The sequence below is a fragment of the Caballeronia zhejiangensis genome (assembly GCF_000698575.1).
GTDB lineage: Bacteria > Pseudomonadota > Gammaproteobacteria > Burkholderiales > Burkholderiaceae > Caballeronia > Caballeronia zhejiangensis.
Window position 1 is genome coordinate 273,415 of record NZ_JFHD01000003.1, and the last position, 25,006, is coordinate 298,420.

Sequence of the window (25,006 nt, forward strand, 5' to 3'; positions counted from 1 at the left end):
AACCAAACGCGATTACCAGTTCCAGAGCGTGCCGTCTTCGAGGCGCGCCACCGGCAAGTACGCCGGATCGTACGGATACCTTGCGGCGAGCTTTTCGTCGATGTCTACACCGTGCCCCGGCGCTTCGCCCGGGTGCATCATCCCGCGATCGAACGACCATGCATGCGGGAACACATCGAGCGCTTCCTTCGGAAAGCCCATGTACTCCTGCACGCCGAAGTTGGGCACCCACAAGTCGAAGTGCAGCGCTGCGCCCATGCAGACCGGCGACAGATCCGAAGGACCGTGGCAGCCCGTGCGGACCTGATACAGCGATGCGAAATCGGCGATGCGCTTCAGATGCGTGATGCCGCCCGCATGCGTGAGCGTCGCGCGGATGTAGTCGATCAGTTGCTCTTCGATCAGCTGCTTGCAGTCCCAGATGCTGTTGAACACCTCGCCCACCGCAATCGGGGTCACGGTGTGCTCGCGGATCAGACGGAAGCCGGCCTGATTCTCGGCGGGCGTCGGATCCTCCATCCAGAACAGGCGATACGGCTCGACCGATTTGCCGAACCGCGCCGCTTCGATCGGCGTAAGCCGGTGATGCACATCGTGCAGCAGATGCGTGTCGAAACCGAACTTGTCGCGCACGGCTTCAAAGAGTTTCGGCACGAAATCCAGGTACTTTTCGGAGGACCAGCTCTGCTCCTCGACCGCACCCTTCGTCGCCGGCTCATACATGCCGTCGCCCTTCGCGACGCCATAAACCGAACGCATGTTCGGCACGCCGCACTGGATGCGAATCGCCCTGTAGCCCTCTTCGATATGCTCCGCGTAGCGGTCGAGCGCTTCGGGGATGTCGCGGCCGGTTGCGTGTCCGTAGACCATCACGCCGTCGCGCGACGCACCGCCGAGCAGCTTGTAGAGCGGCATGTTCGCGGCCTTGCCGAGGATGTCCCAGAGCGCCATGTCGACGGCGGCGATTGCGGTCATCGTGACGGGGCCGCGTCGCCAGTACGCGCCCTTGTAGAGAAACTGCCAGGTGTCTTCGATGCGGCCCGCTTCGCGCCCGATCAACAGCGGACATACGTGATCCTTCAGATACGACGCGACAGCGAGTTCGCGGCCATTGAGCGTCGCATCGCCGATACCGTAGATGCCCTCGTCCGTTTCCACCTTCAGCGTGACGAAGTTGCGGCCGGGGCAAGTCACGATCACGTCGGCGCGGATGATCTTCATAGGTATTTCCTTGAATGGGCATTCGATGTGCCGGATACTACCATACCAGTATGTTACGACGTCAATAACGGGTTTTCCCCATTCCTAATTCAAAATGCCATCGAAAATGCCTGAGAGATCAATGCTCTCCCGTACATCGCTCAATGCACTCGAAGGCCATTGCCTGTCGCGCGAGTGGCACGAGCCAGCTATCGGCATCGTGCATCTGGGCATCGGCAACTTTCATCGCGCGCATGAAGCGCTCTATACCGAAGAGGCGATGCTCGCCGAGCCGGGCGATTGGGGCATTTGCGGCGTCACGCTGCAGGGCGACGTCACCAAGCGCGATGCGTTGATGGCACAGGACGGCCTCTACAGCGTCGTGGAACGCGGGCCGGACGGCGTGCGCGTGACGGTCGTGCGTGCATTGCGCGAAGTGCTGGCGATGCCCTTCGATCGCGCACGTCTCGTCGAGCTTTTCGCCGACGAACGGGTCCGCATCGTCTCGCTGACGGTTACGGAAAAAGGCTACTGTCGCGATCCGCGAACCGGCGATGCCGACTTTGCGCACGCGGGCGTCGCGCACGATCTCGCGCATCCGGACGAGCCGTCCACCGTGCCGGGCATACTCTGCGCCGCGTTGCGAGCGCGACGCGACGCGGACGCCACGCCCTTCACCGTGCTTTCCTGCGACAACCTCTCGCACAACGGCGATGCATTGCGTCAGGCGGTGTGTTCGTTCGCACGCAGGCTGGACCCGGCGCTCGCGACGTGGATCGAGACGCGCGTCGCGTTTCCGTCGACGATGGTCGATCGCATCGTCCCCGCCACGACCGACGCGGATCGCGAAGCCGCCCAAGCGGCGCTGGGCGTGGGCGATGAAGTGCCCGTGCCGTGCGAGCCGTTCAGGCAATGGGTCATCGAAGATCGCTTCCCCGCCGGGCGTCCTGCGTGGGAAACGGCAGGCGCGCAACTTGTCGACGACGTCGCGCCCTTCGAGATCGCGAAACTGCGCATGCTCAACGCGACACACTCGACGCTCGCGTATCTGTCCATGCTCGCCGGTTTCGACACGATCAGCGACGCCGTCGGCCACCCGCCGCTGAAGTCACTGATCCACGCGATGATGACGCGCGAGATAGCGCCGACGCTCGCGGTACCGGCATCGTTCGATCTCGCCGCATACCGCGACGCGCTCCTCGACCGCTACGCGAATCCCGCGCTGAAACACCGTTGCAGCCAGATTGCGATGGACGGTAGCCAGAAGATGCCGCCGCGAATTTTGTCGACCATTCAGGTAAGGCTCGACGCGGGTCAGCCGTTCGAACGGCTCGCGCTTGCGGTGGCGGCATGGTTTACGTTTCTGCGCGGGCGAGCGGACGACGGCACCCGTTACGCGATCAGCGATCCGCTGGCCGAACGTCTCACGAAAGCGGCGGAGGATGCGACCACGCCGGCAGGCCTCGTCGATGCGCTCGTCGGCGCAAGCGATGTTTTCCCCGCATCGCTGGCACGCAATCCGGTTCTCCGGGAAGCGCTTCTGCGCGCCGCGACAAGGCTCGCGAACGGCGCGCTCACGGCGATCGACGAATATGTGCGGTTGGATTGAATTCATTATCACGCATGCAAAATGCCGAACAGTCCGCTTCGTTTTAAGATAGCCACTTCCATCATGAGCGGCCCTGACGCGCCAGGAGTGGCAGGTGTATTTATTGAAACGTGGACGTAGCTCTGCTCTGTGCATCGCATGCGCGCTGTCGTGGGTATCCGTATCCGCTCTGGCGGCCGCGCCGCAGCCTGGCCGTGCAGCGAGCGCTGCCGACATCGCGAGCGGCGCCAAGGCGCGAGGCATCATGTCGGCCGACGCGCTTGCACCGAACTTTACCGGCGACGATCCGGAACACGTCCGCGATGCGCTGGCAGGTCATTCCGCACCGGGACAGCCTGCATCGATAACCGGCCGCGTACGGGCGTTTCTTTCGCGGCCTTTCACCAAGGCGCAGCATGCCGCGAGCCAACCCGGCGCGCAGACAGATCGCACCTTCACGTTCGTCATTCCGGTTTCATACGGCGTGCGCTATCTGTCGAAGAAGAAGGTGCTGACGGTGAACGTCTCCCTGGCGGCGTCTCACGATCCGGATGCCATCCTGCTGAAGGAAACGGTAAAGGGGCAAAGCGGCCGCAAGCTCGTTGTTGCGCCTGAAGCCAAGGAAAAGGGTTTCGTTCAGACCTTCGACAGCATTGAACTGAAGCAGGAAGGCAGCGCGAGAACCACGGTCAGAGGCAGCATCGTGCTTCCGAACTTCGACCGCGCGCATGGCAGCGATGACTTCGCGATCGTGCTCATCTGCACGCTCGCGCCACCCTACTTGACGGACGACATCGAGCATAACGCGCCCACCGATGAAGAACCCACGGATATCACGCGCAGAACATCGATATTGATGGGCCATGTCGATGCAGCGTGGCTCATCGATCGCAAGGAAGGCACGATCATTACGAAGCGGCTGCGCCTCGTGAAGTGAAAGGCGCGCCGCTCTTCTGTTCGATCAATATTCGACGTTCGAATCCAGCGGATAGACGGGCCGCTTCAGGTTCTCGAATGCGAAGAGTCCATAGTCCGAACTCGTGACACCGCGGCTATCGCATTCGACGAGGCCACCCGATATCGGCACGAAGACGGGGCGGCAATACATGCGCGACTTGAGAATCAGAAAGCGCGCGCCGCGTGGATCGATGCCGACACTCTCGAACACGCCCAGGTCCCACGGCTCGTGCGTGCGTTCCGTTACAAGGATGCGCGCCGCGGCGGTCTCGATCACGGCCGCGCGGCCCATGAACGCACGCTGTCCCGTATACGTCGGTCCGCTGATGATGTATTCGCCATCGGTCAACGCCCGCACTATGCCGGTAACCTCGAGCGGCGGCTTTGCTCGCGACGCCACGCTCGCTAGCTTGTTGCCGACGCCGATCGTGACCGTTGCGCCCTCGCCGGCTGCGAAGAGTTGCGCGACAGCTTCGGGATCGCATAAAGGTCCGACGACGATGCCATCGAGTCCTTGCTTCAACGCTTCTTCGAATGCGTCGGTCGTGTCGCACGTTCCGCCCGACATGCAGTTGTCGCCGTGGTCGAGCAGCAGCACGGGCTTGTCCGTTTCGCGTGCGAGCGCAGCGCCCTCGCTGATCGATTGCGTGAGCGGCACGCTGCGATAAACGAACGCGTCACGCTCGTTCCAGATTTGCCGCGCGATGCGGTCCGCCACGCTCTGCGCCTTCGCGCGCTCGCCATCCGCCACCACGACCACGCTGATGCAAGGGGCGGCGATATCCGCCAGCGAGAAACCGGATAGCACCGACACGGCCAGCACGCCATCTTCAGCTTCGGCTGCGCGCGCGGCATCGACTGCACGTTTCATTGCACCGTCCGCTGTCGAACTCCTCAGCGTATGCGTTAGCAGCGGCGGCTGCGCCCAAGCGATCACGGGCTTCGCCTTGTCATGAATCAGATCGAGCAGCAGTCGCGCCGCATGCTCACCGCTCTCGTACATATCGACGTGAGGATAGGTCTTGAAGCTCGTGATCACGTCCGCGTTGTCGATCATCTTCTGCGTGACGTTCGCATGCAGATCGAGGGATACGGCAATAGGCGCATGTGGCAGCGCGCGTCGCACGCGTTCCAGCAAATCGCCTTCGCCATCGGGCGAATTCTCCGCGACCATCGCGCCGTGGAGGTCGAGCATCACGGCATCGCAGCCTTCTGTTGCATCGACGATCGACTGGCAGATCGCGTCATAAGCGGCGGCGGCGACGCGACCGCTCGGATTTGCCGAAGCGGATATCGGCGTCACGATGTCCGCATGTTCGCGCTTCGCAGCATCGATGAATGCGGACATCGCCGTACGCATGCCGGCATTCTCGTTATACGCTTCGGCGCCATGACACGGACCGTCGCGCCCGAATGCTTCGAGCGGCGTCGCAACGGGCGAGAACGTGTTGGTCTCGTGGTTCATGCGGGCGATGAGTATCTTCATGCTGCGTCTCCTTCGGACGCGTTGGCTGCGCGCAGCATCGCTTGCAGAAGCACATTGCAGCCTGCTTCGAGATGATCGGCGCGCGCATCCTCGATCTCGTTGTGGCTGATGCCGTCCTTGCACGGCACGAAGATCATCGCTGCCGGCGCCACGCGTGCGAGATAGACGGCGTCATGACCCGCGCCGCTCACGACATCCATCGACGTGAAGCCGAGCGCATCGGCGCTCTCGCGCACCGACGCAACCAGCGATGCGTCGAACGGTTGCGGCGCGAAGTAGACAACTTCGTCTACCTTGACCGGCAGATCCGCTTGCTCGCATGCGTCGCGCATTGCACGGTCCATTGCGAGAAGCGTCGCGTCGTCTGGCGCGCGCAGATCAACGGTCAGCTTGACGCGCCCCGGAATGACATTGCGCGAGTTCGGATGCACGTCGACCCAGCCGACCGTTCCGCGTCCATGCGGCGCATGATCGATTGCGATGCGATTGACGGCGCGAATGAGATCTGCCGCGACGAGCAAGGCGTCGCGGCGCAGTTCCATCGGCGTCGGACCCGCGTGCGCTTCCATGCCTTCGATCGTCACGTCGTACCAGCGTTGACCGAGCGCGCCTTGCACGACGCCGATCACCTTGTCCTTCGCCTCCAGCACCGGACCCTGCTCGATGTGCGCTTCGAAATACGCACCCACGTCATGCGCCTCGACGCGATCTCCCGCATAACCTATCGATGCCAGCGCGTCCCGCACGGACACGCCGTCGCGATCCTTCTGCGCGAGTGCATGATCCAGCGTGAACGCGCCCGCGAATACACCGGAACCCATCATCACCGGCACGAAGCGCGAGCCTTCCTCGTTAGTCCAGACGGCAACTTCGAGCGGCGCAACCGTACGCACGTTATTGTCATTCAGCGTGCGCAACACTTCGAGGCCCGCCAGCACGCCATAGTTGCCATCGAACTTGCCGCCCGTCGGTTGCGTATCGATATGGCTGCCCGTCATCACAGGCGGAAGATCGTCACGCGTGCCCGCACGGCGCGCGAAGATGTTGCCGATCGCATCCACGCGCACGGTGCAGCCGATTTCCTTTGCCCACGCGATAAAAAGATCGCGGCCTTGCTTGTCGAGTTGCGTCAATGCGAGACGGCACACGCCGCCCTTCTCCGTCGCGCCGATGCGCGCGAGTTCCATCAGACTATTCCAGAGACGCGCACCGTCGATGCGCAGAGCGGCCTGCGCCGGCATATCATGAGCTTGCATTCGAGGTTCCTGAGCTGAGTGATGCAGATATGAGGTTCAGACGACGCCCACGCCGAGATAGCGATCCTTGATCGAATCATCGGCGATGAACGCATCGTTCGTTCCTTCGTACACGATGCGCCCTTGCTCAATGATGTAATGGCGGTCGGCGAGTTGCGTGCAGACTTCCAGATTCTGTTCGACGAGCAGGATCGTCACGCCCGCTTGGCGAATCAGCTTCAGTTGCGCGACGATTTCCTCGACGATCACAGGCGCGAGTCCTTCCACCGGTTCATCGAGCATCAGCAAGCGCGGATGATTCATCAATGCGCGGCCGATCGCGAGCATCTGCTGCTCGCCGCCCGAGAGTTGGCCACCGCCGTTCGTCCGGCGCTCCTTGAGACGCGGAAAGATGCGATAGATATCCGCGAGTTGCCATGGAGAATCTTTGCGCGCGCCGAGCCGCAGATTCTCTTCGACGGACAAGAGCTTGAAGATACCGCGATGTTCCGGCACGAAGCACACGCCGCGCGCAGCGATCTTGTGCGGCGGCATCTTCGCGAGCTCGACGCCCTTGAACTTCACGCTGCCGCGCTGCGGCGCCACGACGCCGGCGATGCTTTTCAGCGTGGTCGATTTTCCCGCGCCGTTACGGCCGAGCAGCGTGACGGTTTCGCCTTCGCCCATCGTGAGCGAGACGCCTTGAAGAATATGGCTCTTGCCGTAATAGCCGTGAATGTTATCGACATCGAGCATCATGCGCGTCCTCCGGTGATCATGTTGCCGAGATAGGCGCTGCGCACACGTTCGTCCCCGCGGATATCGGCGGGCTTGCCTTCGACAAGCACGCGGCCTTGCTGCATCACCGTGATGATGTCGGAGATGTCCATCACGATATCCATGTTGTGCTCGATCAGCACGACCGTGTAGTCATCGCGCAGACTGCGGATCAGATGCTTCATGTCGTCGAGATCGTCGATGCCCATACCCGAGGTCGGCTCGTCGAGAAAGATCGCCTTGGGCCGGGCGGCGAGCGCCATGCCCACTTCGAGACGCCGCTGCTGGCCATGCGATAACGCGCTCGCCTGCGTCGACGCCAGGCGTTGCAGCGCGAGACGTTCGAGAATGCCATCGACCGTATCGCGATGTTCCAGCGCGCCGCGCGGCGGCGTCCATGCGTTGAGTGCGCGCTTCGAGTCCACGCCCTGCGCGGCGAGCCGCAGATTCTCACGCACCGACAGATTCGTGAAGAGGCTCGTCACCTGAAACGATCGTGCGATGCCACGCTTCACGCGACGATGATCGGGTTCCTGTGTCACGTCGTGACCATCGAACACGATATTGCCCGCGGTGATCGGCACGGTCCCGGTCAACACATGAAACAGTGTGGTCTTGCCCGCACCGTTCGGTCCGATCACGGAATGCACCGTGTTCCTTGCGATGCGCAGATTGACATCGGTTAGCGCGGCGAACTTGCCATAGCGCTTCACGACGCCCTTTGCTTCCAGTATCGACGCGCTCATGCCGGCTCTCCTCGATCGCGCTTCATCGCGCGCCAGATGCGTTCACCCAGACCCCACAAACCGCGCTGCATGAAGAGACTTACCGCGATCAGCACGAGCCCGAGCAACAGCAGCCAGCGCGGCCATAGCGTTGAAAGCCAGTCGGCGAATAGCACATAGAACGCTGCGCCCAGTACGGAAGAAAAGAGATTGCCCGTACCGCCGATAACGGTCATCACGAGAATCATCTCGCTCGTGTGGTAGTCGATGTTCGATAACGGCGCGATGCCCGTCATCATCGCGTGCAATGCCCCGGCCAGGCCAGTGACCGCACCCGATACGACGAACGCGGCCAGCTTGAAACGCTTTACGTCATAACCTACGGCAGCGGCGCGCGCCTCGTTATCCCGGATTGCGAGCAGCGTGCGGCCGAAGACCGAATGCGACACGCGCAACATGAACCAGAATGCGATCAAGAACAATACGGCGACGAACGCGTAGTACTGCCACGGCGACACGAGCGAAACGAGTGGCTGCCCGAAGAATGACAACGCGGGCCGCGGAATATCGAGCAAGCCGTTGTCGCCGCCGGTGAGATCGGGTGTCGTATAGGCAAGGAAGTAGAACATCTGCCCGAATGCGAGCGTGAGCATCACGAAGTACGCGCCGCGCTGACGAATGGAGAACCATCCGACGAGAGCCGCGGCGAGCGCACCCGCGATGATGGCGCCGAGCAATGCCGCAGGAATCTGCAGCCCCGACTTCGTGAGGATCAGACCCGCGGCATAGCTTCCTAGACCGAAGAATATGCCTTGTCCGAACGACAGCAGGCCCGTATGCCCGAGCAGCAGATTACAGCCGAGCGCGGCGAGCGCATAGACGAGCACTTCGGTTGCGAGCGATCCGGAGCGGATCGTCAGCGGAAGAACGCAGACGACGATGGCCGCGAGCAACAGAAAGCGATAGCGATGAAGCGACTGCCTGAGGGATCGCGGTGGCGCGCTCATGTCCAGTGTCTTCGAATCCAGTTTGGAATTCACGCGGTCCTCCCGAGTAATCCGTTCGGACGCAGCAGCAGCACCGCGGCCATCGCCACATAGATCATGAGGCGCGCGCCTTCCGGCCACAGCGTACTCATCACGCTCTGCACGATGCCGACGAGCAGTCCGCCGACGAGCGCACCCAGAAAATTGCCCATGCCGCCCACGACCACGACGACGAATGCGACGCCGAGTGCTTCGATCCCCATGAACGGATCGACGCCGCGTATCGGCGCGGCAAGCACGCCCGCGAGTGCCGCTGTTCCCGCACCGAGCGCGAATACAAGACTGAAGATGCGCGTCACGTTGATGCCGAGCAGCGATACCATCTCGCTCGATTCGCTGCCCGCTCGCACAGCGCTGCCCAGCCGCGTGCCTTCGAGCACCCACCATAGAATGCCCGCCAGCACCGCCGTGAACGCGATGACGAAGAGGCGATACTTCGGGTAGATGAAGCTGCCCCACATCACAACGCCGTTGAGAACGTCCGGCACCGGGACGTTATCGCCGAGCGGTCCCCACGCGATGATCGCGCACTCCTGAATCACGAGCGCAAGGCCGACTGTCGCGAGAATATGGAACTCGTGTTGCTGTGCATAGACGTGGCGCAGCACGACTTTCTCGACGATCCATGCGATCACGGCGACGACGATGGGCACGACGACGAGCGCACTCCAGAAGTTCATCGACCACTGCATCGCCTGATAACAGAAGTACGCGCCCAGCAGATAGAAAGCGCCGTGCGCGAAGTTCACGAAGCGCAGCAACCCGAACACGATCGACAACCCGACCGCGAGCAGAAAATACAGCATGCCCACGCCGATGCCGTTCACGACCTGCAACAGATAAACGTTCATGGCCTTGCATCAGAAGAGTGGCAACGCGAATGCAGAACTCGCCCGCATTCGCATGAAAACAACGCGCGTCACAAGATCAGGCGATCACGCAAGCTTGCATTGCGTCTTGTCGAGCGGCAGGAACGACTGGCCCGAACTCACGATGTCGGCGTAATCGTCTTTATCCTTCATCTTGCTCTTGGGCTTGCCTTTGAGAAGATAGTAGTTCTTCAACACCTGATGATCGCCCGCGCGAATTTCCTCCGGCCCGGTCAGGCCCGCGTACTTCATGCCTTGCAGCGCAGCGACGACTTTTTTCGGGTCGGCGGTGCCCGCTTTTACGATGCCGTCGAGCAAAATCTTCGTGCAGATGTACGAACCCGCGAGGCTATAGTTAGGGTTCGACTTATAAGCCGCATTCACGCGCTTGACGAGGTCCTGATTGAGCGGCGTATCGACCGCATGCCAGTATTGCGCGCCGAAATAGACGCCCTCGCAGATTTCCGGTCCGAGTGCTTCGAATTGCTCCAGCCCCGACGCCCATGCCATCAGGATCGTGCAGTTGTTCTTCATGCCAAAGCTCACGGCCTGACGCAACGTGTCCGATGATTGCGAGCCGAAGTTGAGGATAAGAAGAACATCGGGCTTCGCCGCGACAGCATTCGTCAAATAACCGCTGAACTCTTTTTCATTGAGCGAGTGATAGCTGTTGCCCACATGCTCGATACCCTTCTCTTTGAAGATGTTCTTCGCCGCCGATAAAAGCCCGTCTCCGAACACGTATTGCGGCGTGATCGTGTACCAGCGCTTTGCATTGGGCATCGACTGAATGAGCGGCCGCACCGTTTGCTCGATCGCGCCGAAAGTGGGCACTGACCAGCGAAACGTCGCGCTGTTGCAATCCTTGCCGGTGAGTTCGTCGGCGCCCGCAGTCGTGATGAAGATGCCGCCGGCCTTCTCCGCTTCCTTGCCCATCGCGAGTGCTTCCGACGAAAGAATGCCGCCCGCGAAATAACGTGCGTTCTTCTGCTGCGCGATTTCCTGCACGCGGCGCACGGCCGTTGCGGGTTTTCCCTCGGTGTCGAGCGTCGCATAGGCGAGCGGTTGACCCAGCACCTTGCCGTATTGTTCGATAGCCAGCTTCATGCCGAGATCGGCGTACTTGCCATTGGCCGCGAACGGACCGGACATCGGCACAGGGCATGCGAACTGGATCGGCGAGCCCTGCGCAAAGGCGCTTCTTGCGACGAGCGCTTCGAACGATCCTGGAATGGCCGACAGCGCGGCCAGCTTCAACATGTTTCGGCGATTCAAAATTGACGCTCCTTGAGAAGATGACCCGCGCAGCCGCCCCGCTTTTTTTTCGTGGTAGGTTCAAACCTCGGCTCGCTTCATTCTATTTATCATGATAAATAGAATGAACCCGATGCTAGGAACAATAAATTCGGGTGTCAATAAGGCAATATTCCAGTCTGCGAATTCGCGACACGCACGCGTATAAAGCAGACAAAGACAGGGAGCATCGACATGGTGATGGAGCGTGCAAAACGCACCGGGGCGGCAATCGAAATCGCGCAGCAGCCGATCAAACAGCCCAAGCGCGCGGATCTCGTCGCCGAAGAAATCAAGCGGCTGATCACGGAAAAGAACCTGAAGCCCGGCGACAAGCTGCCGCGTGAAGTGGAATTGCAGCAGCTCTTTTCCGTCAGCAAGAGCACGACGCGCGAGGCGCTCAAATCGCTGGAAGTGCAAGGGCTGATCAAAGTGACGACGGGACCTTCGGGTGGCGGCACGATCGTCGAGGTACCGCTCGATCGCACCTTGCAACTCTTGCAGAACTATCTGTTCTTCAAGGACGTGACCATCGACGATATCTATACGGTGCGTCAGTTGCTCGAACCGGAGCTCGCTGCGGGCGCAGTGCCGCATCTCACCGACGATGACTTCAACGCGCTGGAAGCGAACATCGCTTGTTGCGACGAGCCGGCCTCGGCGCACGCGAATCGCGACATCGTCCGGCAACGACAGGAAGACGTGAACTTCCACGATATTCTGGCCGCTGCGAATCCCAATCCGTTTTTGCGCTTCACCTGCGAGTTGATCAACGAAATGATCCGGCAACTCATCGAGTTCAGGAACGACACGCCGCAAGCCGAACATGAACGCTTCGGCCGCGCGAACGTGAAGATTCACAAGGCGATCACCGAAGCGGCGCGCGCGCGGGACGCGGACAAGGTTCGAGAACTGATGGTGATTCACATGACCGAGGCGCCGCGCTATGTGAAGCGCATGAAGGGCAAGCTGCGCGGGCGGCTCATTCTCGACTCGGAGATTCGCAAGCGCATGGGCGGGCGCGGCGGGTGATTCGAGCATGGCCGTGAAGAAAGGATTGAGCCTGAGCGACTACAATCGGGGTGCAAATACGCGCGGCGCTGTTCACCACATAGCGCATAAGATGCAAACCAATCCATAAGATACGGAGTTTTTCGACGCATAGCGCAGTCGCGCCGCACATCATGTCGTGCCCGGATGTGCGGAAATCGCGCCGCGCGGAGAACCTGAATGCCCGCCAGATTAAAAGCCGTTCGTAAGACCGGACGCATGGTCAGTCGCCGGTTGATGCGACGCAACAGCACCGCCGCAATCCGCTTCGCCGAAGTGTTTTCGCACTTTCCGGCGCTCGCTGGTCTTATCGGCACCGCCATCGCCATTTGTATGGCCGTGTTGTCGTTTGCCGCGCTGTGGCAGGGACGCGCGCAAGCGCTGCAAAACGCGCATCAGGCTGCGGCCAACCTCGTCGCCACCTTGAGCGCCGATATCGCGCGCAATATCGAATCGAGCGACCTGTCGCTGCGCACCATCGTCAATGGCGTTAGAAACCCTGCCGTAATGGGGCTTCCGCCTGATCTGCGCAAGCTTGTTCTATTCGATGGCGCCACCGGCATGAACTCCGTCGGCGGCGCATTCGTGATGAATCGCGAGGGACGCATCGTCATGGAACGCGATCCTTCCGATCATGCGGACTTGCTCTTCAACGATCGCGACTACTTCAAGGTCCACGCCGAGCACCCCGACGCCGGTCTCTACATTTCCGGACCCTATGCGTCGCGATTGCGCAAGGGCGCGGCTTCGCTCGCATTGAGCCGGCGCATCGATGCATCGGATGGCTCGTTTGCGGGCGTCGCCGTGATCGCCTTGAACGTCTCCTACTTCAAGGACCTGCTGTCGCGCGTGAAGCTCGGCACTTCGGGCGCGGTGTTCATCGTGCAGCAGGATGGCGTGATGATCGCGCGCAAGCCTGCGCTGCCAGGCGATAGCGACGGCTACGTCGCGAAGTCACCGACCTTCGCCGCGATGCGCGACGCGGCTTCAGGCTCATACATCTCACGGTCTCCGCTCGATGGCGTCAGGCGGCTCTATACATTCCAGCACGTACCCGGCACCCGATTGATCGCGGCGGTCGCGCCCGCCGAGGATGACGTCCTCGCGGCGTGGCGCGAACGCAGCCTCGTCATCGGCGGATTGACGATGGCGTTCGGAGGCGGCTTCATCGTCATCTCATGGCTGCTCGCAATTTCACTGCGCTCGCGAGCAATTGCGCAAGAGAAGCTGCAACGGCTCGCGGGTACCGATGCGCTCACCGGACTATGCAACCGCCGCGCGCTGGACCGGCAGCTCGACGAAGAATGGCGGCGAGCGCGCCGCGTCGATCAGCCCCTGTCCGCGCTATTCATCGACGTGGACCACTTCAAGCTCTATAACGACACCTACGGTCACGCGATGGGCGACGACGCGCTCATCGCCGTGGCCGACTGCATACAAAATGCCGCGAAGCGCCCCGGCGACATCGTCGCGCGCTATGGCGGCGAAGAATTCGTCGTGGTTTTGCCGGGCGCCGCGGCGAGCGGCGCGCTCACATTTGCCGAGCGTCTGCGCGAGAACGTGGAACAACTCGCCATTCCTCACAGCGCGGCGCCAAGGAGCGTGCTGACGATCAGCATCGGCATTGCCACGGCCTCGCCACGCCATAACGACGACGCGCTCAAGTTGCTGAACAATGCCGACGCCGCGCTCTATCTCGCCAAACGCAGCGGGCGCAATCGCGCCATCCACGAAGACAGCGTCGCCGGCAGCGGCGCCTGACGCGATGCACGTGAAGTCGGACGTATCATGCGTCGTGAATGCAATCCGGCGTTTTGCATGCCGCATTCAAACTGCACATCCGAAGGAGTTATTCCGATGACCGCTTCGACCGCCGTACTCGCGATTCTCTTTTCACTGTTGCTGGGCGCGATGATTCCGGGCCCGAGCTTCGTAATCGTGGCGCGCAATGCCATCGGCATATCACGCGCCGATGGCCTCGCGACCGCGCTCGGCATGGGCGTGGGCGGCATCTTCTTCGGCGGCGTCGCCCTCGCGGGACTGTACACGCTGCTCGTTGCCGTCGAGTGGCTCTATCTCGCGCTGAAGGTCGCCGGTGGCCTGTATCTGATTTATGTGGCGTCGAAGATTTGGCGGGGCGCCGCGCAGCCGATGGAGATGCCGGCAACGGACGGCGCGTCCCGGCTCACCGGGCGCGCTCGAAAGTCCTTTTGGCTTGGCCTCTCGACGCAACTGAGCAATCCCAAGACAGCCATCTGGTACGGCAGCATTTTCGCGGCGCTCTTGCCGCAGCATCCTCCGCTGTGGTGCTACTTCGTATTGCCGCCTATGGTCTTCGTGATCGAGACGGGCTGGTACACCATCGTCGCGCTTGGCTTCTCAAGCAAGCGTCCGCGCGAGATGTATCTGCGGGCGAGGAAGCGGATCGACCGTTTCGCAGCGAGCGTCATCGCGATGCTCGGCCTGCGCCTCGTGCTGACGGCGGGTCGAACCGGCCTTTGATTTCGCATGCAAAACGCGTAACTCAAAAAGCCTTCGGAAACTCTGAATGCAAAAGGCAAAAGGCAAAAGGCAAAAGGCCGGCCGCGCCGCGAGGCTCGTCCGGCCTTCCTGCACGCAGCATCGATGCGCGCGAATCACAGCGGATGCAACTTGCCGTCAAGATCCATCGTCCACTTCGAGCCGTCCTTGAACGTCAGCACGCCGCTCTGAGCGTCGATATGGATGGGTCTGCCGGCTGGCTCCTTTTTGTCTCCGCCGATGATGCGCTTCATCTCGGAAGCGGAAAGCTCCTGACTATGTTGCAGATCGTCGAGCTTCAGGTTCGTCATGGTGTTTCTCCTTACGGTGCATGAGCAAGCGTTCGTTTGAGTCGAATCGAGCGTGTGTCGGCGCTCGCCTGGTCTTTTGCATTGGATATGCCAACGCGCGGGCGCAACGCTCGAATGCCCGCAGCGCCTTGCGCGGCGCGCTCGCAGGGTGCAGACACACGTGCTCCGTCAGCGCGTCGAGTCATACGCAGCCCAACACAACGTCCGCGGAGCTGTCGGCGTCACGATGACATCCCGCATCCTTTCGATTAGCCAACAACAGCCGTCGACGGCGCTCATTGGCGCAGGACTTGCTTTTCTCCCCGCTCAAATATCCGGCGACATGACCGGCACTTGCACAACGGAGGAGACGATGCAAGACAACATCCACGAGATCGCGGCTACCCACGATGAACGACAGAGCGCCTGGCTGATTCCCGCGATACGCAAGGCGCACGAACGCTCCGAGACATTCGGTCTGAACGCCTCGACACGACCCGACTACGACGTGCTTACCGAAGGCGAGTTGCTCCTCAAGCTCGAGCAGAACCGCGTGCTATGCGCGCACGCGACGCCGGTGATGGAAACGCTGCGTGAACAGATCGTCAACACGCAAAGCATGATCGTACTGACCGACGCACAAGGGCTCATCCTCCACTCCACAGGCGATGACGACTTCCTCGCACGCGCAGAAAAGGTCGCGCTCAGGGCGGGGGCGAACTGGGCCGAGGAACGGCAAGGGACCAACGCCATCGGCACGGCCATCGCAGAACGCTCGCCGACGGTCGTGCACGGCGATCAACACTATCTTGCGGCCAATCGTTTTCTGACCTGCTCCAGCGTGCCGATTCTCGATCCGTACGGCGATCTGATCGGCGTGCTCGACGTCACCGGCGATCATCGCAGCTACCATCGACACACGATGGCCCTCGCGCGCATGTCCGTCCAGATGATCGAAAACCACCTGTTTTCCAGCACTTTTCAGGGGATGTTGCAGATCGCATTTCACTGCCGCCCCGAGTTTCTCGGCACGCTGATGGAAGGGATCATGGCCTTCACCTGCGATGGACGTTTTCTCTCCGCCAATCGCAGCGCGCAGTTTCAGTTCGGCTTGCCGCTCTCGGCGCTGCGCGCACATACGCTGTCGTCGCTCTTCGGACTGACCAGCGCGCAACTGATCGATCGTTCGCAAGCGAGCCGCGCGCCGCACATGTCGCTCGATCTCAACAATGGCGCAGTGGTATGCGCCCGCGTGCGCCTCAACCGCGCGCCTTTCGTCGAAACTCCGTCCACGTCCGTGCCGATGAGATCCGCGCCGCGCGCATCGGCTGCGATCGATTCATCGTCGAAGCTCGCATCGCTCGACACGGGCGACCCGAAAGTGGCCGCGGTCATCGGCAAGGTACGCAAGGTCATCGGCAAGGACATACCGATACTCATCACCGGCGAAACCGGCACCGGCAAGGAACTGCTCGCACAAGCCATTCACAGCGATTCGCCGCGTCGCGCGGGGCCGTTCGTCGCGGTGAACTGCGCATCGATCCCGGAGAACCTGATCGAATCGGAACTCTTCGGTTATGAGGAAGGCGCGTTCACGGGCGCACGGCGCAAGGGCGCGGCGGGCAAGCTGCTACAGGCCAATGGCGGCACGCTCTTTCTCGATGAAATCGGCGACATGCCCTACCCGCTGCAAGTGCGCCTCTTGCGCGTGCTGCAAGAGCGCGTCGTCGATCCGCTCGGCTCCAGCAAGTCGATTCCTGTCGATGTCGCCATCATCTGCGCGACGCACCGTAACCTGCGCGAGATGATCGAGCAGAATCGCTTCCGTGAGGACTTGTACTACCGTCTGAACGGGCTCGTCGTCAAACTACCGCCATTGCGCGAACGCACCGATCTCGCAGCCGTGATCACGAAGATGCTCCACGCCGTAAGCGCCGATGATGGGAGCGGCATGCGCCTGTCCATCGACGATGACGTAATGGCGCTCTTCGAGCGCTATGCGTGGCCCGGCAACTTCAGGCAACTGTGCAACTTGCTACGCACTGCTGCAGCGATGGTCGACGACGACGGCTGCATTCGCCGGCAACATCTACCGGAAGACTTCTTCGATGAACCTCGCGCCAACGTGCATCGCGTGTCCGAAGCATGCGCTGCATCGGCGCTCGCTTCGGGACGCCTGCAGGAAGTCACGGCATCCGTGATCGCGGCGGCGCTCGCGCAACATCGTGGCAATGTCTCCGCCGCCGCGCGCGCCTTGGGCATATCGCGCAACACCATCTATCGAAAGATGCCCGCTTGTTCACAGGTGGAGCAATGAGTTGTTCAGTGCAGTGTTTCACTTCGGTACACCCTTGTTGCGATGCGGAACAACATCGTCACATCCATTGCGCGTCATCGAAATCGAATTGAAAGGCAAAGAGCGTGCACATGCACTGTCGATGATCGAAGGCATGGACCTTGCATTTCGAGGACCGGTCGCGAAACGGCTCGCGATCCAACTCGAACATCATCAAGGAGATGAACATGCAATGGACGACACCCGCCTTCACCGACCTGCGCTTCGGCTTCGAGATCACGATGTACATCGCTACACGTTGATCCTTCGATGACGGCAAGCCTGGGGCGAATCTGCCCCGGGCCTGCACCCTTCCCTTTCCGTCCCACATGAACTCTACGACCGCGCATGCGGACGCATGCACGCGCCCGCGCCTGCGTGCGTCATTCAAGCTGCATTGGCATGCGGACATGCAAACGTGCGAGATCGTTCATCGGCACGGCAGCGTCGAACTGAACCGCAGCGCGGGCGAGATACTCGCACGCTGCGATGGCACGCGCGCGCTCGACGAGATCATCGGCGAACTGGAGACGCGCTTCGGCATCGCAGGTCTCGCCGCGGATGTCTATCGCTTCGTCGATGCAGCACGTCGACTAGGTTGGCTCGCCTGAGCTCGCGTTGTCACATCGGGCAACACGTCAAACGTCCCACTGCTCCACGATGCAACACCTCTTCAATAACGCCTCAATGCGCCCGCATTGAGCGCTTTGGACGCGACAACCGCGTACAGCAAGGCGATTGCGCGTATCGGTCGTCGATGGCACATGACTTGCCTTGATGACGTCGCAACTGCTTCGCATCGCTATCGAGTTTCAATAAGACGTTGCATCGACAATATCCAGGAGACAACGATGAACATTCGCTTCAGTCCGGCCCTGCGCGTCGCGGCCCTTGCAGCAGGTGCCGTCGCTGCGTTCAGCGTGGCGCAGCATCTTGCCATCGCGGCGGAAGGCACACCGGCGCAGTACCCGGACGTCAGCTATGAACGCCTCGCGAACGCGCAAGACGACCCCGGCTGGCTCACGTATTACCGCACGTATAACGGTCATGGGCATTCGCCGCTCAAGCAGATCGATACGAGCAACGTGAAGAACCTGAAGCAGGTGTGGAGCTACAAGTTTCCAAAGGACTTGCAGCAAGGCTTCGAGGCCACGCCCATCGTCAACGGTCGCTTTCTCTTCGTGACGACGCCCAAGGACAACGTCTATGCATTCGATGCCGCAACGGGCAAACAACTCTGGAAATACGAGCCGAATCTCGATGCGAAATCGTTCAAGACCGCATGTTGCGATGTGGTCAATCGCGGAGTCGCGTTATACGGCAAGAACGTTTATGTCGCGATGTTGAACGGCGAAGTGGCCGCGCTCGATGCGCAAACGGGCTCGCTCGTGTGGAAGAAGGCGATGTTCGATCCGGGCGTCGGATATGCGTTCTCGCTCGCACCGCTCGCACTCGATGGCGCGCTCGTCGTCGGCAGCTCGGGCGGCGAGTATGGCGCGCGCGGCTTCATCGCAGCACTCGATCCCAACGACGGCAAGATGCTGTGGAAACGCTATACGGTGCCCGGCGCGAAGGAGCCCGGCGGCAACACATGGCCCGATGGCATGCAGGAGCATGGCGGCGCCCCCGCGTGGCTCACCGGCACCTATGATGCGGCGAGCAAGACGCTTTATTGGGGCGTCGGAAATCCGGGACCGTGGCTCGCCGATCTTCGTCCTGGCGACAACCTCTATTCCGACTCGTTGCTCGCGCTCGATCCGAAGACGGGCGACCTCAAGTGGCACTATCAATACACGACGAATGACACGTGGGACTATGACGGCGTCAATACGCCGGTACTCGCGAACATCAAGTATCAGGGCAAGGACTACGACGCGATCATTCACGCAGACCGCAATGGCTTTTTCCATGCGATCGATCGCAGCAACGGCAAGCTAATCTATGCGCGGCCCTTCGTCACCGCGACATCGGTCACAGGCTATACGGACGATGGCAAGCCGATTCAGGATCCCGCCAAGTATCCGAAGACCGGCACGACCATCGAAACGTGTCCGAGCTTCCTCGGAGGCAAGAACTGGTGGTCCGTTTCATACGATCCGCAGAAACATATAGCCTTCGTGCCGGCGCTGCATGCGTGCATGTCCCTGTCCGGCAAATCGGTGAACTACATGGAAGGCCTGCCCTATCTCGGCGAAGGCTTCGAGATCAAGCCGGAACCGAACAGCAAGGGCTACGGCGAACTGCAGGCGATCGATGTCGACACCGGCAAGAAGATCTGGAGCCACTGGACCAAGCTGCCTTGGAACGGCGGCGTCGCGACGACGGCGGGCGGCCTCGCATTCAGCGGCTCGCTCGACGGCCATCTCTACGCGTTCGATGAAAAGACCGGCAAGGTCTTGTGGCAAAGCCCCAAACTCGCGAGCGGCATCATCGCCCAGCCTTCGGTGTACGAGATCGACGGCAAGGAATACGTTGCCATTCTCGCGGGATACGGTGGCGCCAATCCGATCTGGGGCGGACCGATGGCGAAGGCCGCGGACAAGGTGCCGCGCGGCGGCACGCTCTATGTGTTCGCGCTCAATCGCGCCTGACCCATGCTGATCGAACCGCGAGCGCGCATCGCCGCGCGCTTGCGGTGCTCACCGACATCACCGGACGCTTCGACATGAATCATTCGCTCAACTCCATTCGCGCAGCAGGCATGCTGGCCGCATGCATCGCGCTCGCACCATCGGCTTCCGACGCGGCCGTGAAGATCTGCACGTTTCCCGGCAGTCCTTCGGCCGCGCTGGACCGCAGCGTCGCGCAAGCGGTCTTCGCCCGCGCCAACATCGCAGCAACGTTCGTATCGCACGGTATCGGCGAAGGCGACGACGACGGCGTGTCGCTTCACGAACTCGACAAGACGCTCGCGCGCGATTGCGATGTGATCGCTGGCTTTCCCCGTTCCACCGTCGCCGATGCATCGGGTGGCAAGATGCAATTCTCGCGCGGCTATCTGCGTGCGGGCTACGTCAGCATCGAAGCGCCTGACGTGCTTCTGAACGATGCCGCAAAGCGCACGGTCGCCGCGACCTATGCAAGCCCCGCACAACTGATCGCCGTGCAGCAGCGCGACGTGACGCTCGATCTGGAGAACACGTCGGCATCGACCGTCGATGCAGTCGCGAACGGACGCGCTTATCGTGCGATCGTGTGGTATCCCGCTGTCGTGGCTTATCGCATTGCGCATCCGCAACAGAGCTTCACCGTCGCAGCCGCGAATTCGCCCTACGCGGACTGGCATCTGGCATTCGCATTCGGCGACAGGAGCGCTGCGTTGCGTCCGCGCATCGACGATGCGCTCAAATCGATGATCGACGATGGCCGCCTTCAGGCGCTCACGAAACAGTGGGCGTTGCCCGTGCAAACTGCATCGTCTTCTGCAGCACCGTCGAAGCACTCCGGCATCATGCTCGCCGACATGAATGGCGCGCGCGCCGGCCGCTTCATCAAGGTCGCGAATGAGGGAACCGTCGAGCCGCCGACGTTCGAACAAGCGCAAACGACGCACGGCAAGGCGCTTTATTCGAGCTCGTGCGCGAAGTGCCATGGGGCACAGTTGCAAGGCATCACAGCGCCCGCGTTGCAAGGTCCGTCGTTCGCACCGCCGTCGAATTCGCATCTCACCGTGGGCGGCATCTTCACCTACATGGCCACCAACATGCCCGCGGACCGTCCAGGCAAGATGAAGGACCAGGACTATGCCGACATCATGGCCTTCCTGCTGATGTCGAACGGCTACAAGCCCGGCGGTGCAAAGATGACAGCCGACAGTGCCCGCGCGTCGAAACTCCCGCTCAACGCCGGGCCGGCCCGATAAGGTCGCCATGCCAGCACCGGCCACTCAGGCTCATATAGCGACGCTGGTGGAAGCCGTGCCGATGCTTACGTCGCGACACGAAGGCGGCACATGTGCCCCGGAAACATCGGGCATATGTGCCGCCTTGTCTTTCCCTTCCTGAACAGCTTCATTTTTTCGCACCGTGCACATTGGCATAATGCAGCACGGGCGCGCATGCTTCGCGTCTCCTTCGCTTGTCCCGTTTCGTCAACGACCGAGACCGCATGACTTCGATCACTCGTACTCGAGTTCAGGTGCGCGCCTTCTTCGGCGCACCCGAAGCAAGACGCCTTCTTCGCACACTGATGAGTTGCGCGATCAGCTATGCCGCCGCACGACTGGCCGCACTGCCCGAAGGTTACTGGGCACTTATCACGACGCTCGTCATCGTGACGCAACCGAGCCTCTCGCAGGCGGTCGATATTGCTCGCGATCAGATCATCGGCGCATTCATCGGCGCCATCGCGGGCGTGCTCGGCATTGTCGCGATGAACCGCGGCGCGCCGCCGCTCGCGGTGTTTTCGGTCGCGCTCGTGCCGCTTGCCGCGTTGAGCGCGAAGCGGCCTGCGTTCAGGCTTGCGTGCGTGACGCTCGTGATCGTCGTGCTGATTCCGGCGGGACCGGGATCGCCTTTCGAGCGGCCGATGCATCGCGTGCTGGAGATTCTGATCGGCGCCGCTTCGTCCTTCGTCGTGTCGGCGCTCTGGCCCAATCGTGCGCTTACGGCCGCGCATCGCAGCGTCGCCGATACGTTGAAGAGCCTCGGCCAGTTGATCGCGCTCCATCTTTCGGGCGAGCGGGATGATGCTCGCGCGACGCGCCTCGAAACGCAAAGCACCGAGGCGCAAAAAGCCTTCGACGATGCGTTGAAGGAAGCCGAACGCGAACACATCATCGTGCTCGTGCAGAACCGCCGCTCGGATGCCATCGACAAGGCCGCACCGTTTCTGCGGCGTCTCCATAGCGATGCGCTCTTTCTCGCGAAAGCTGTATCGCGCCTCGATCGCGATACTTGCGCGGCTCGGCTCGGCGCGGCCGGTCGCGAATTGCAGGCTTTGTTCGAGACGCTCGCGAGCGTGCTTGCAGCGAATCGTCAGGACGATGAGAAGCTCGCGCGCGCACGTTCCGCCGTGAACGAACTCAGGGCCATGCTCGAGCAACAGGAAGCGACGCACGGCGCGCAGGAAGTGGCGCAGTTCGTGATCGGCCTGATCGTTGCCGACGTCGATGCGCTGATCGCCACGATCTATCCGCCGAAGGAGTCACGGGCTTAGCGCGAAAGACCGCGCGCGTCGATCGGCCATATGTCGGTCACGCGTTCGCCTCGATAGCAGACGTATTCATCGTAGAGATTCACGGTCGGATCGCAATGACCCGGCAGCAACAGCACACGCTTGCCGACGAGATCAGCGAAATCGCCTTCAGCATCGTGCTGGGCTTGCAGCATGCCGTGCTCATCGTTCGCGGAGATATAACTGAACGTGGCCTTGGCGCCCGCACCGAGCCAGTTCACGCTGCGCGGCAAGCCCGAATCGACCGCGAGCCCTTTCAGGCCGACATCGCATACGGCCATGCCGGGGCGCGTGGCGCTCATGACCGTCGACAGCACGAAGAGACTGTGACGCCAGCGCATTTCGCCGCCCCAACCGATGCCGCCATAGTCGCCGTCCATGAACAGATACGAGCCCGGCTGCAATTCGGTGAAGACGCCACTCGCAGCATCGAACTCGACAGTGCCTGTGCCGCCGCCCGTCACGATGCCGCAACGCACGCCGCGAACATCGAGCGCGCGGACGTAGCGCGCGGCGATATCGGCGGCGCGGCTTGCTTCGGCCTTGCGTGCAATCCAATCCGCGACGTGCTGGATGCCGCCGTGATACGCCTGCAGTCCTGCGAAGCGCAGCGCGCTCTGCGCTGCGATGCCGTCGACGAGCGCGAGCAGCGCATCTTCGCTCGTCACGCCGCAGCGATGCTGACCTGCATCGACTTCCGGCAGCACGTCGATCGTGACGCCCGCGCGTGCCGCTGCGTCGCCGAGGGCCTGAACTTGCGGCAACGCATCCACGCATACCGAAAGATGCACATGCGATGCGAGTTCGACGGCCATCGCGAGTTTGTCCGCGCCGACGAACTCATTGCTGACATGAATGCTCGCGATGCCCGCCGCCGCGAACGGATACGCCTCCGACAGCTTCTGACAGCACACGCCGACCGCACCCGCGCCGACCTGACGCTTCGCGATCTCGCTGCACTTGTGCGCCTTCGCATGCGGACGCAACGCGACGCCATGACGCGCGGCGAACGCCGACATCGCCGCGAGATTGGCGTCGAAGGCATCGAGATCGATCATCAGGGAAGGCGTGGCGACCGAAGCGAGCGAATCGCCCGCGCGAGCGGCGGGAGGAGGTGCGAGCGTCATGGCAGAGGGTGTCGACGAAGTTGGATCAGACATCGATCATAGCGCTGCATACTGCATGATGAATGCATAAAACCATTTGCTCGCCCGTCGCTTTCACGCGGGAACCTCCGTTTCCAGAATCGCGCCTTCGTCCTTGAGCGCCTGAATGCGCGCCTCGTCGAAACCGTATTCGTCGAGCACTTCGCCGGTGTGCTGACCGAGCAGCGGCGCGGGACGCGAAGCCTTCGTGCAGCCTTCGGAGAAGTGAATCGGCAACCCGATGCCGCGCATCGGGCCGGCAAGCGGATGCTCCGTTTCGACGATCATCCCGCGCGCCATGGCCTGCTCGTGCGACGACGCTTCCGGCACGCCCAACACCGCGCCGCTCGGCAATCCGATGGCATCGAAGGAAACGAGCCACTCGTCGGTCGTGCGTTCGATGAGACGCGCCGTCAGGATATCGACGAGCGCCTCGCGATGCTTCAGACGTCCCGCGTTGGTCTGGAAGCGCTCGTCCTCAGCGAGTCCTGGAATATTCAACACGCCGACGAGACGCTCGTAGTTGCTCTGATTCGCCGCGCCGATGTTCACCCAGCCGTCCCGCGTGCGAAACGCCTGATACGGCGCGCTCGTGGGGTTGGCCGAGCCGGCTTTAGGCAGGACGGTGCCATCGGCGAAGTAGTTGGCGAAGGCCCAGTACATCTGCTGCAGGCCGGCTTCGAAGAGCGATGTATCGACCATCTGCCCGAGACCGGTCGCCTGCTTGCGCGCATAAGCCGCACTGATGCCGAGCGCCGCGAGGATGCCCGCGTTGATGTCGGTGACGGGCGAGCCCGCCTTGATCGGCGCCTGCCCCGGCTCGCCCGTCATGCTCATCAAACCGCTCAGCCCTTGCGCGATGAGATCGAAGCCGCCCTTGTCGGCCATCGGCCCGCTGCGGCCATAGCCCGATATCGCGCAGTAGATGAGTCCCGGATTCACGGCCTTCAGCGTTTCGTAGCCCATGCCGAGCTTTTCCATCGTGCCACGCCGATAGTTCTCCGTCACGACGTCCGCGCTCGCGAGCATCTTCCTCAGCACTTCCTTGCCGCCCTCGGTCTTGAGATTGAGGGCGATGCCGCGCTTGTTGCGGTTCACGATCATGAACGACGCGGATTCGCCGCTCGCAAGAATGGGTGCGAAACGACGGCAATCGTCGCCGCCGGGGATCTTCTCCACTTTGATGACATCGGCACCCATGTCCGCGAGCATCATCCCGCAGATGGGCCCCGACATGATGTGCGCGAGTTCGATCACGCGCATCCCCGTAAGCGGTCCCGCGCCGGGCGCTACTGTCGATTTCGTGTCTGCCATG

Annotated in this window: 22 protein-coding genes; 11 read left to right on the forward strand and 11 right to left on the reverse strand. The window is 61.8% G+C overall.

Features of this window, described 5'->3' with window-relative positions:
• Positions 1–12 precede the first annotated feature (12 nt).
• The gene (manD, locus tag BG60_RS07220) at positions 13–1,221 is read right to left on the reverse strand and encodes a D-mannonate dehydratase ManD (RefSeq protein WP_008347871.1); all 1,209 of its coding nucleotides are present in this window, start codon (positions 1,219–1,221) and stop codon (positions 13–15) included.
• Between the two features lie 121 nt (positions 1,222–1,342).
• On the opposite strand from manD, the gene BG60_RS07225 reads away from it, so the two are divergent.
• On the forward strand, positions 1,343–2,809 hold the full coding sequence (locus tag BG60_RS07225) for a mannitol dehydrogenase family protein (protein ID WP_008347869.1): 1,467 nt from the start codon (positions 1,343–1,345) through the stop codon (positions 2,807–2,809).
• 244 nt (positions 2,810–3,053) lie between these two features.
• Positions 3,054–3,725: a hypothetical protein gene (locus tag BG60_RS07230; RefSeq protein ID WP_241484851.1), complete on the forward strand. Its 672-nt coding sequence runs from the start codon at positions 3,054–3,056 to the stop codon at positions 3,723–3,725.
• Between the two features lie 24 nt (positions 3,726–3,749).
• Here BG60_RS07230 and BG60_RS07235 read toward each other — a convergent pair whose 3' ends face one another.
• The 7 genes from BG60_RS07235 to BG60_RS07265 form a co-directional block, all read right to left on the reverse strand.
• Positions 3,750–5,231: a M81 family metallopeptidase gene (locus BG60_RS07235; RefSeq protein ID WP_008347864.1), complete on the reverse strand. Its 1,482-nt coding sequence runs from the start codon at positions 5,229–5,231 to the stop codon at positions 3,750–3,752.
• Positions 5,228–6,487 (reverse strand): Zn-dependent hydrolase, encoded by a 1,260-nt coding sequence (locus BG60_RS07240; RefSeq protein ID WP_008347863.1) that lies wholly within the window; start codon positions 6,485–6,487, stop codon positions 5,228–5,230. The genes BG60_RS07235 and BG60_RS07240 overlap by 4 nt, the downstream gene beginning before the upstream one ends.
• A 36-nt stretch (positions 6,488–6,523) precedes the next feature.
• Positions 6,524–7,225, reverse strand: coding sequence for an ABC transporter ATP-binding protein (locus tag BG60_RS07245; RefSeq protein ID WP_008347862.1), 702 nt, complete (start codon positions 7,223–7,225; stop codon positions 6,524–6,526).
• Positions 7,222–7,989: an ABC transporter ATP-binding protein gene (locus BG60_RS07250; protein ID WP_008347861.1), complete on the reverse strand. Its 768-nt coding sequence runs from the start codon at positions 7,987–7,989 to the stop codon at positions 7,222–7,224. The genes BG60_RS07245 and BG60_RS07250 overlap by 4 nt, the downstream gene beginning before the upstream one ends.
• Entirely contained in the window at positions 7,986–8,975 is a 990-nt protein-coding gene (locus BG60_RS07255; RefSeq protein WP_235366230.1) for a branched-chain amino acid ABC transporter permease, read from the reverse strand. Before BG60_RS07255 ends, BG60_RS07250 begins: the two co-directional genes overlap by 4 nt.
• A 29-nt stretch (positions 8,976–9,004) precedes the next feature.
• Positions 9,005–9,865: a branched-chain amino acid ABC transporter permease gene (locus BG60_RS07260; protein ID WP_034470975.1), complete on the reverse strand. Its 861-nt coding sequence runs from the start codon at positions 9,863–9,865 to the stop codon at positions 9,005–9,007.
• Positions 9,866–9,949: 84 nt separating this feature from the next.
• On the reverse strand, positions 9,950–11,158 hold the full coding sequence (locus BG60_RS07265; protein ID WP_008347858.1) for an ABC transporter substrate-binding protein: 1,209 nt from the start codon (positions 11,156–11,158) through the stop codon (positions 9,950–9,952).
• A gap of 213 nt (positions 11,159–11,371) precedes the next feature.
• Between BG60_RS07265 and BG60_RS07270 the strand changes: the two genes are divergently transcribed.
• The 3 genes from BG60_RS07270 to BG60_RS07280 all read left to right on the forward strand — a co-directional run bounded on the left by BG60_RS07270 (position 11,372) and on the right by BG60_RS07280 (position 14,728).
• A complete protein-coding gene (locus tag BG60_RS07270) occupies positions 11,372–12,208 on the forward strand; it encodes a FadR/GntR family transcriptional regulator (protein WP_008347857.1) in 837 nt (278 codons plus the stop codon).
• Positions 12,209–12,406: 198 nt separating this feature from the next.
• Entirely contained in the window at positions 12,407–13,987 is a 1,581-nt protein-coding gene (locus BG60_RS07275; protein WP_235366219.1) for a sensor domain-containing diguanylate cyclase, read from the forward strand.
• 96 nt (positions 13,988–14,083) lie between these two features.
• A complete protein-coding gene (locus BG60_RS07280; RefSeq protein WP_008347855.1) occupies positions 14,084–14,728 on the forward strand; it encodes a LysE family translocator in 645 nt (214 codons plus the stop codon).
• A gap of 134 nt (positions 14,729–14,862) precedes the next feature.
• Here BG60_RS07280 and BG60_RS07285 read toward each other — a convergent pair whose 3' ends face one another.
• Entirely contained in the window at positions 14,863–15,057 is a 195-nt protein-coding gene (locus tag BG60_RS07285) for a hypothetical protein (RefSeq protein WP_008347853.1), read from the reverse strand.
• Positions 15,058–15,409: 352 nt separating this feature from the next.
• Between BG60_RS07285 and BG60_RS07290 the strand changes: the two genes are divergently transcribed.
• The 6 genes from BG60_RS07290 to BG60_RS07315 all read left to right on the forward strand — a co-directional run bounded on the left by BG60_RS07290 (position 15,410) and on the right by BG60_RS07315 (position 22,528).
• Positions 15,410–17,353, forward strand: a complete 1,944-nt coding sequence (locus tag BG60_RS07290) for a sigma-54-dependent Fis family transcriptional regulator (protein ID WP_034471035.1) — start codon at positions 15,410–15,412, stop codon at positions 17,351–17,353.
• Between the two features lie 206 nt (positions 17,354–17,559).
• Positions 17,560–17,634, forward strand: coding sequence for a pyrroloquinoline quinone precursor peptide PqqA (gene pqqA / locus BG60_RS36745; RefSeq protein ID WP_008347847.1), 75 nt, complete (start codon positions 17,560–17,562; stop codon positions 17,632–17,634).
• 66 nt (positions 17,635–17,700) lie between these two features.
• Positions 17,701–17,982, forward strand: a complete 282-nt coding sequence (gene pqqD, locus BG60_RS07300; RefSeq protein ID WP_008347844.1) for a pyrroloquinoline quinone biosynthesis peptide chaperone PqqD — start codon at positions 17,701–17,703, stop codon at positions 17,980–17,982.
• A 240-nt stretch (positions 17,983–18,222) separates the two neighbouring features.
• On the forward strand, positions 18,223–19,962 hold the full coding sequence (locus BG60_RS07305; RefSeq protein WP_008347842.1) for a methanol/ethanol family PQQ-dependent dehydrogenase: 1,740 nt from the start codon (positions 18,223–18,225) through the stop codon (positions 19,960–19,962).
• 74 nt (positions 19,963–20,036) lie between these two features.
• Complete coding sequence (locus tag BG60_RS07310; RefSeq protein WP_033536259.1) at positions 20,037–21,233, forward strand: c-type cytochrome; 1,197 nt, start codon at positions 20,037–20,039, stop codon at positions 21,231–21,233.
• 245 nt (positions 21,234–21,478) lie between these two features.
• A complete protein-coding gene (locus BG60_RS07315) occupies positions 21,479–22,528 on the forward strand; it encodes an FUSC family protein (protein ID WP_033536186.1) in 1,050 nt (349 codons plus the stop codon).
• Here BG60_RS07315 and BG60_RS07320 read toward each other — a convergent pair.
• Both BG60_RS07320 and BG60_RS07325 read right to left on the reverse strand, forming a co-directional pair.
• Positions 22,525–23,673 (reverse strand): DSD1 family PLP-dependent enzyme, encoded by a 1,149-nt coding sequence (locus tag BG60_RS07320; protein ID WP_008347837.1) that lies wholly within the window; start codon positions 23,671–23,673, stop codon positions 22,525–22,527. The genes BG60_RS07315 and BG60_RS07320 overlap by 4 nt on opposite strands.
• Before the next feature lie 93 nt (positions 23,674–23,766).
• Positions 23,767–25,005, reverse strand: a complete 1,239-nt coding sequence (locus BG60_RS07325) for a CaiB/BaiF CoA transferase family protein (RefSeq protein WP_081851824.1) — start codon at positions 25,003–25,005, stop codon at positions 23,767–23,769.
• Position 25,006 lies beyond the last annotated feature (1 nt).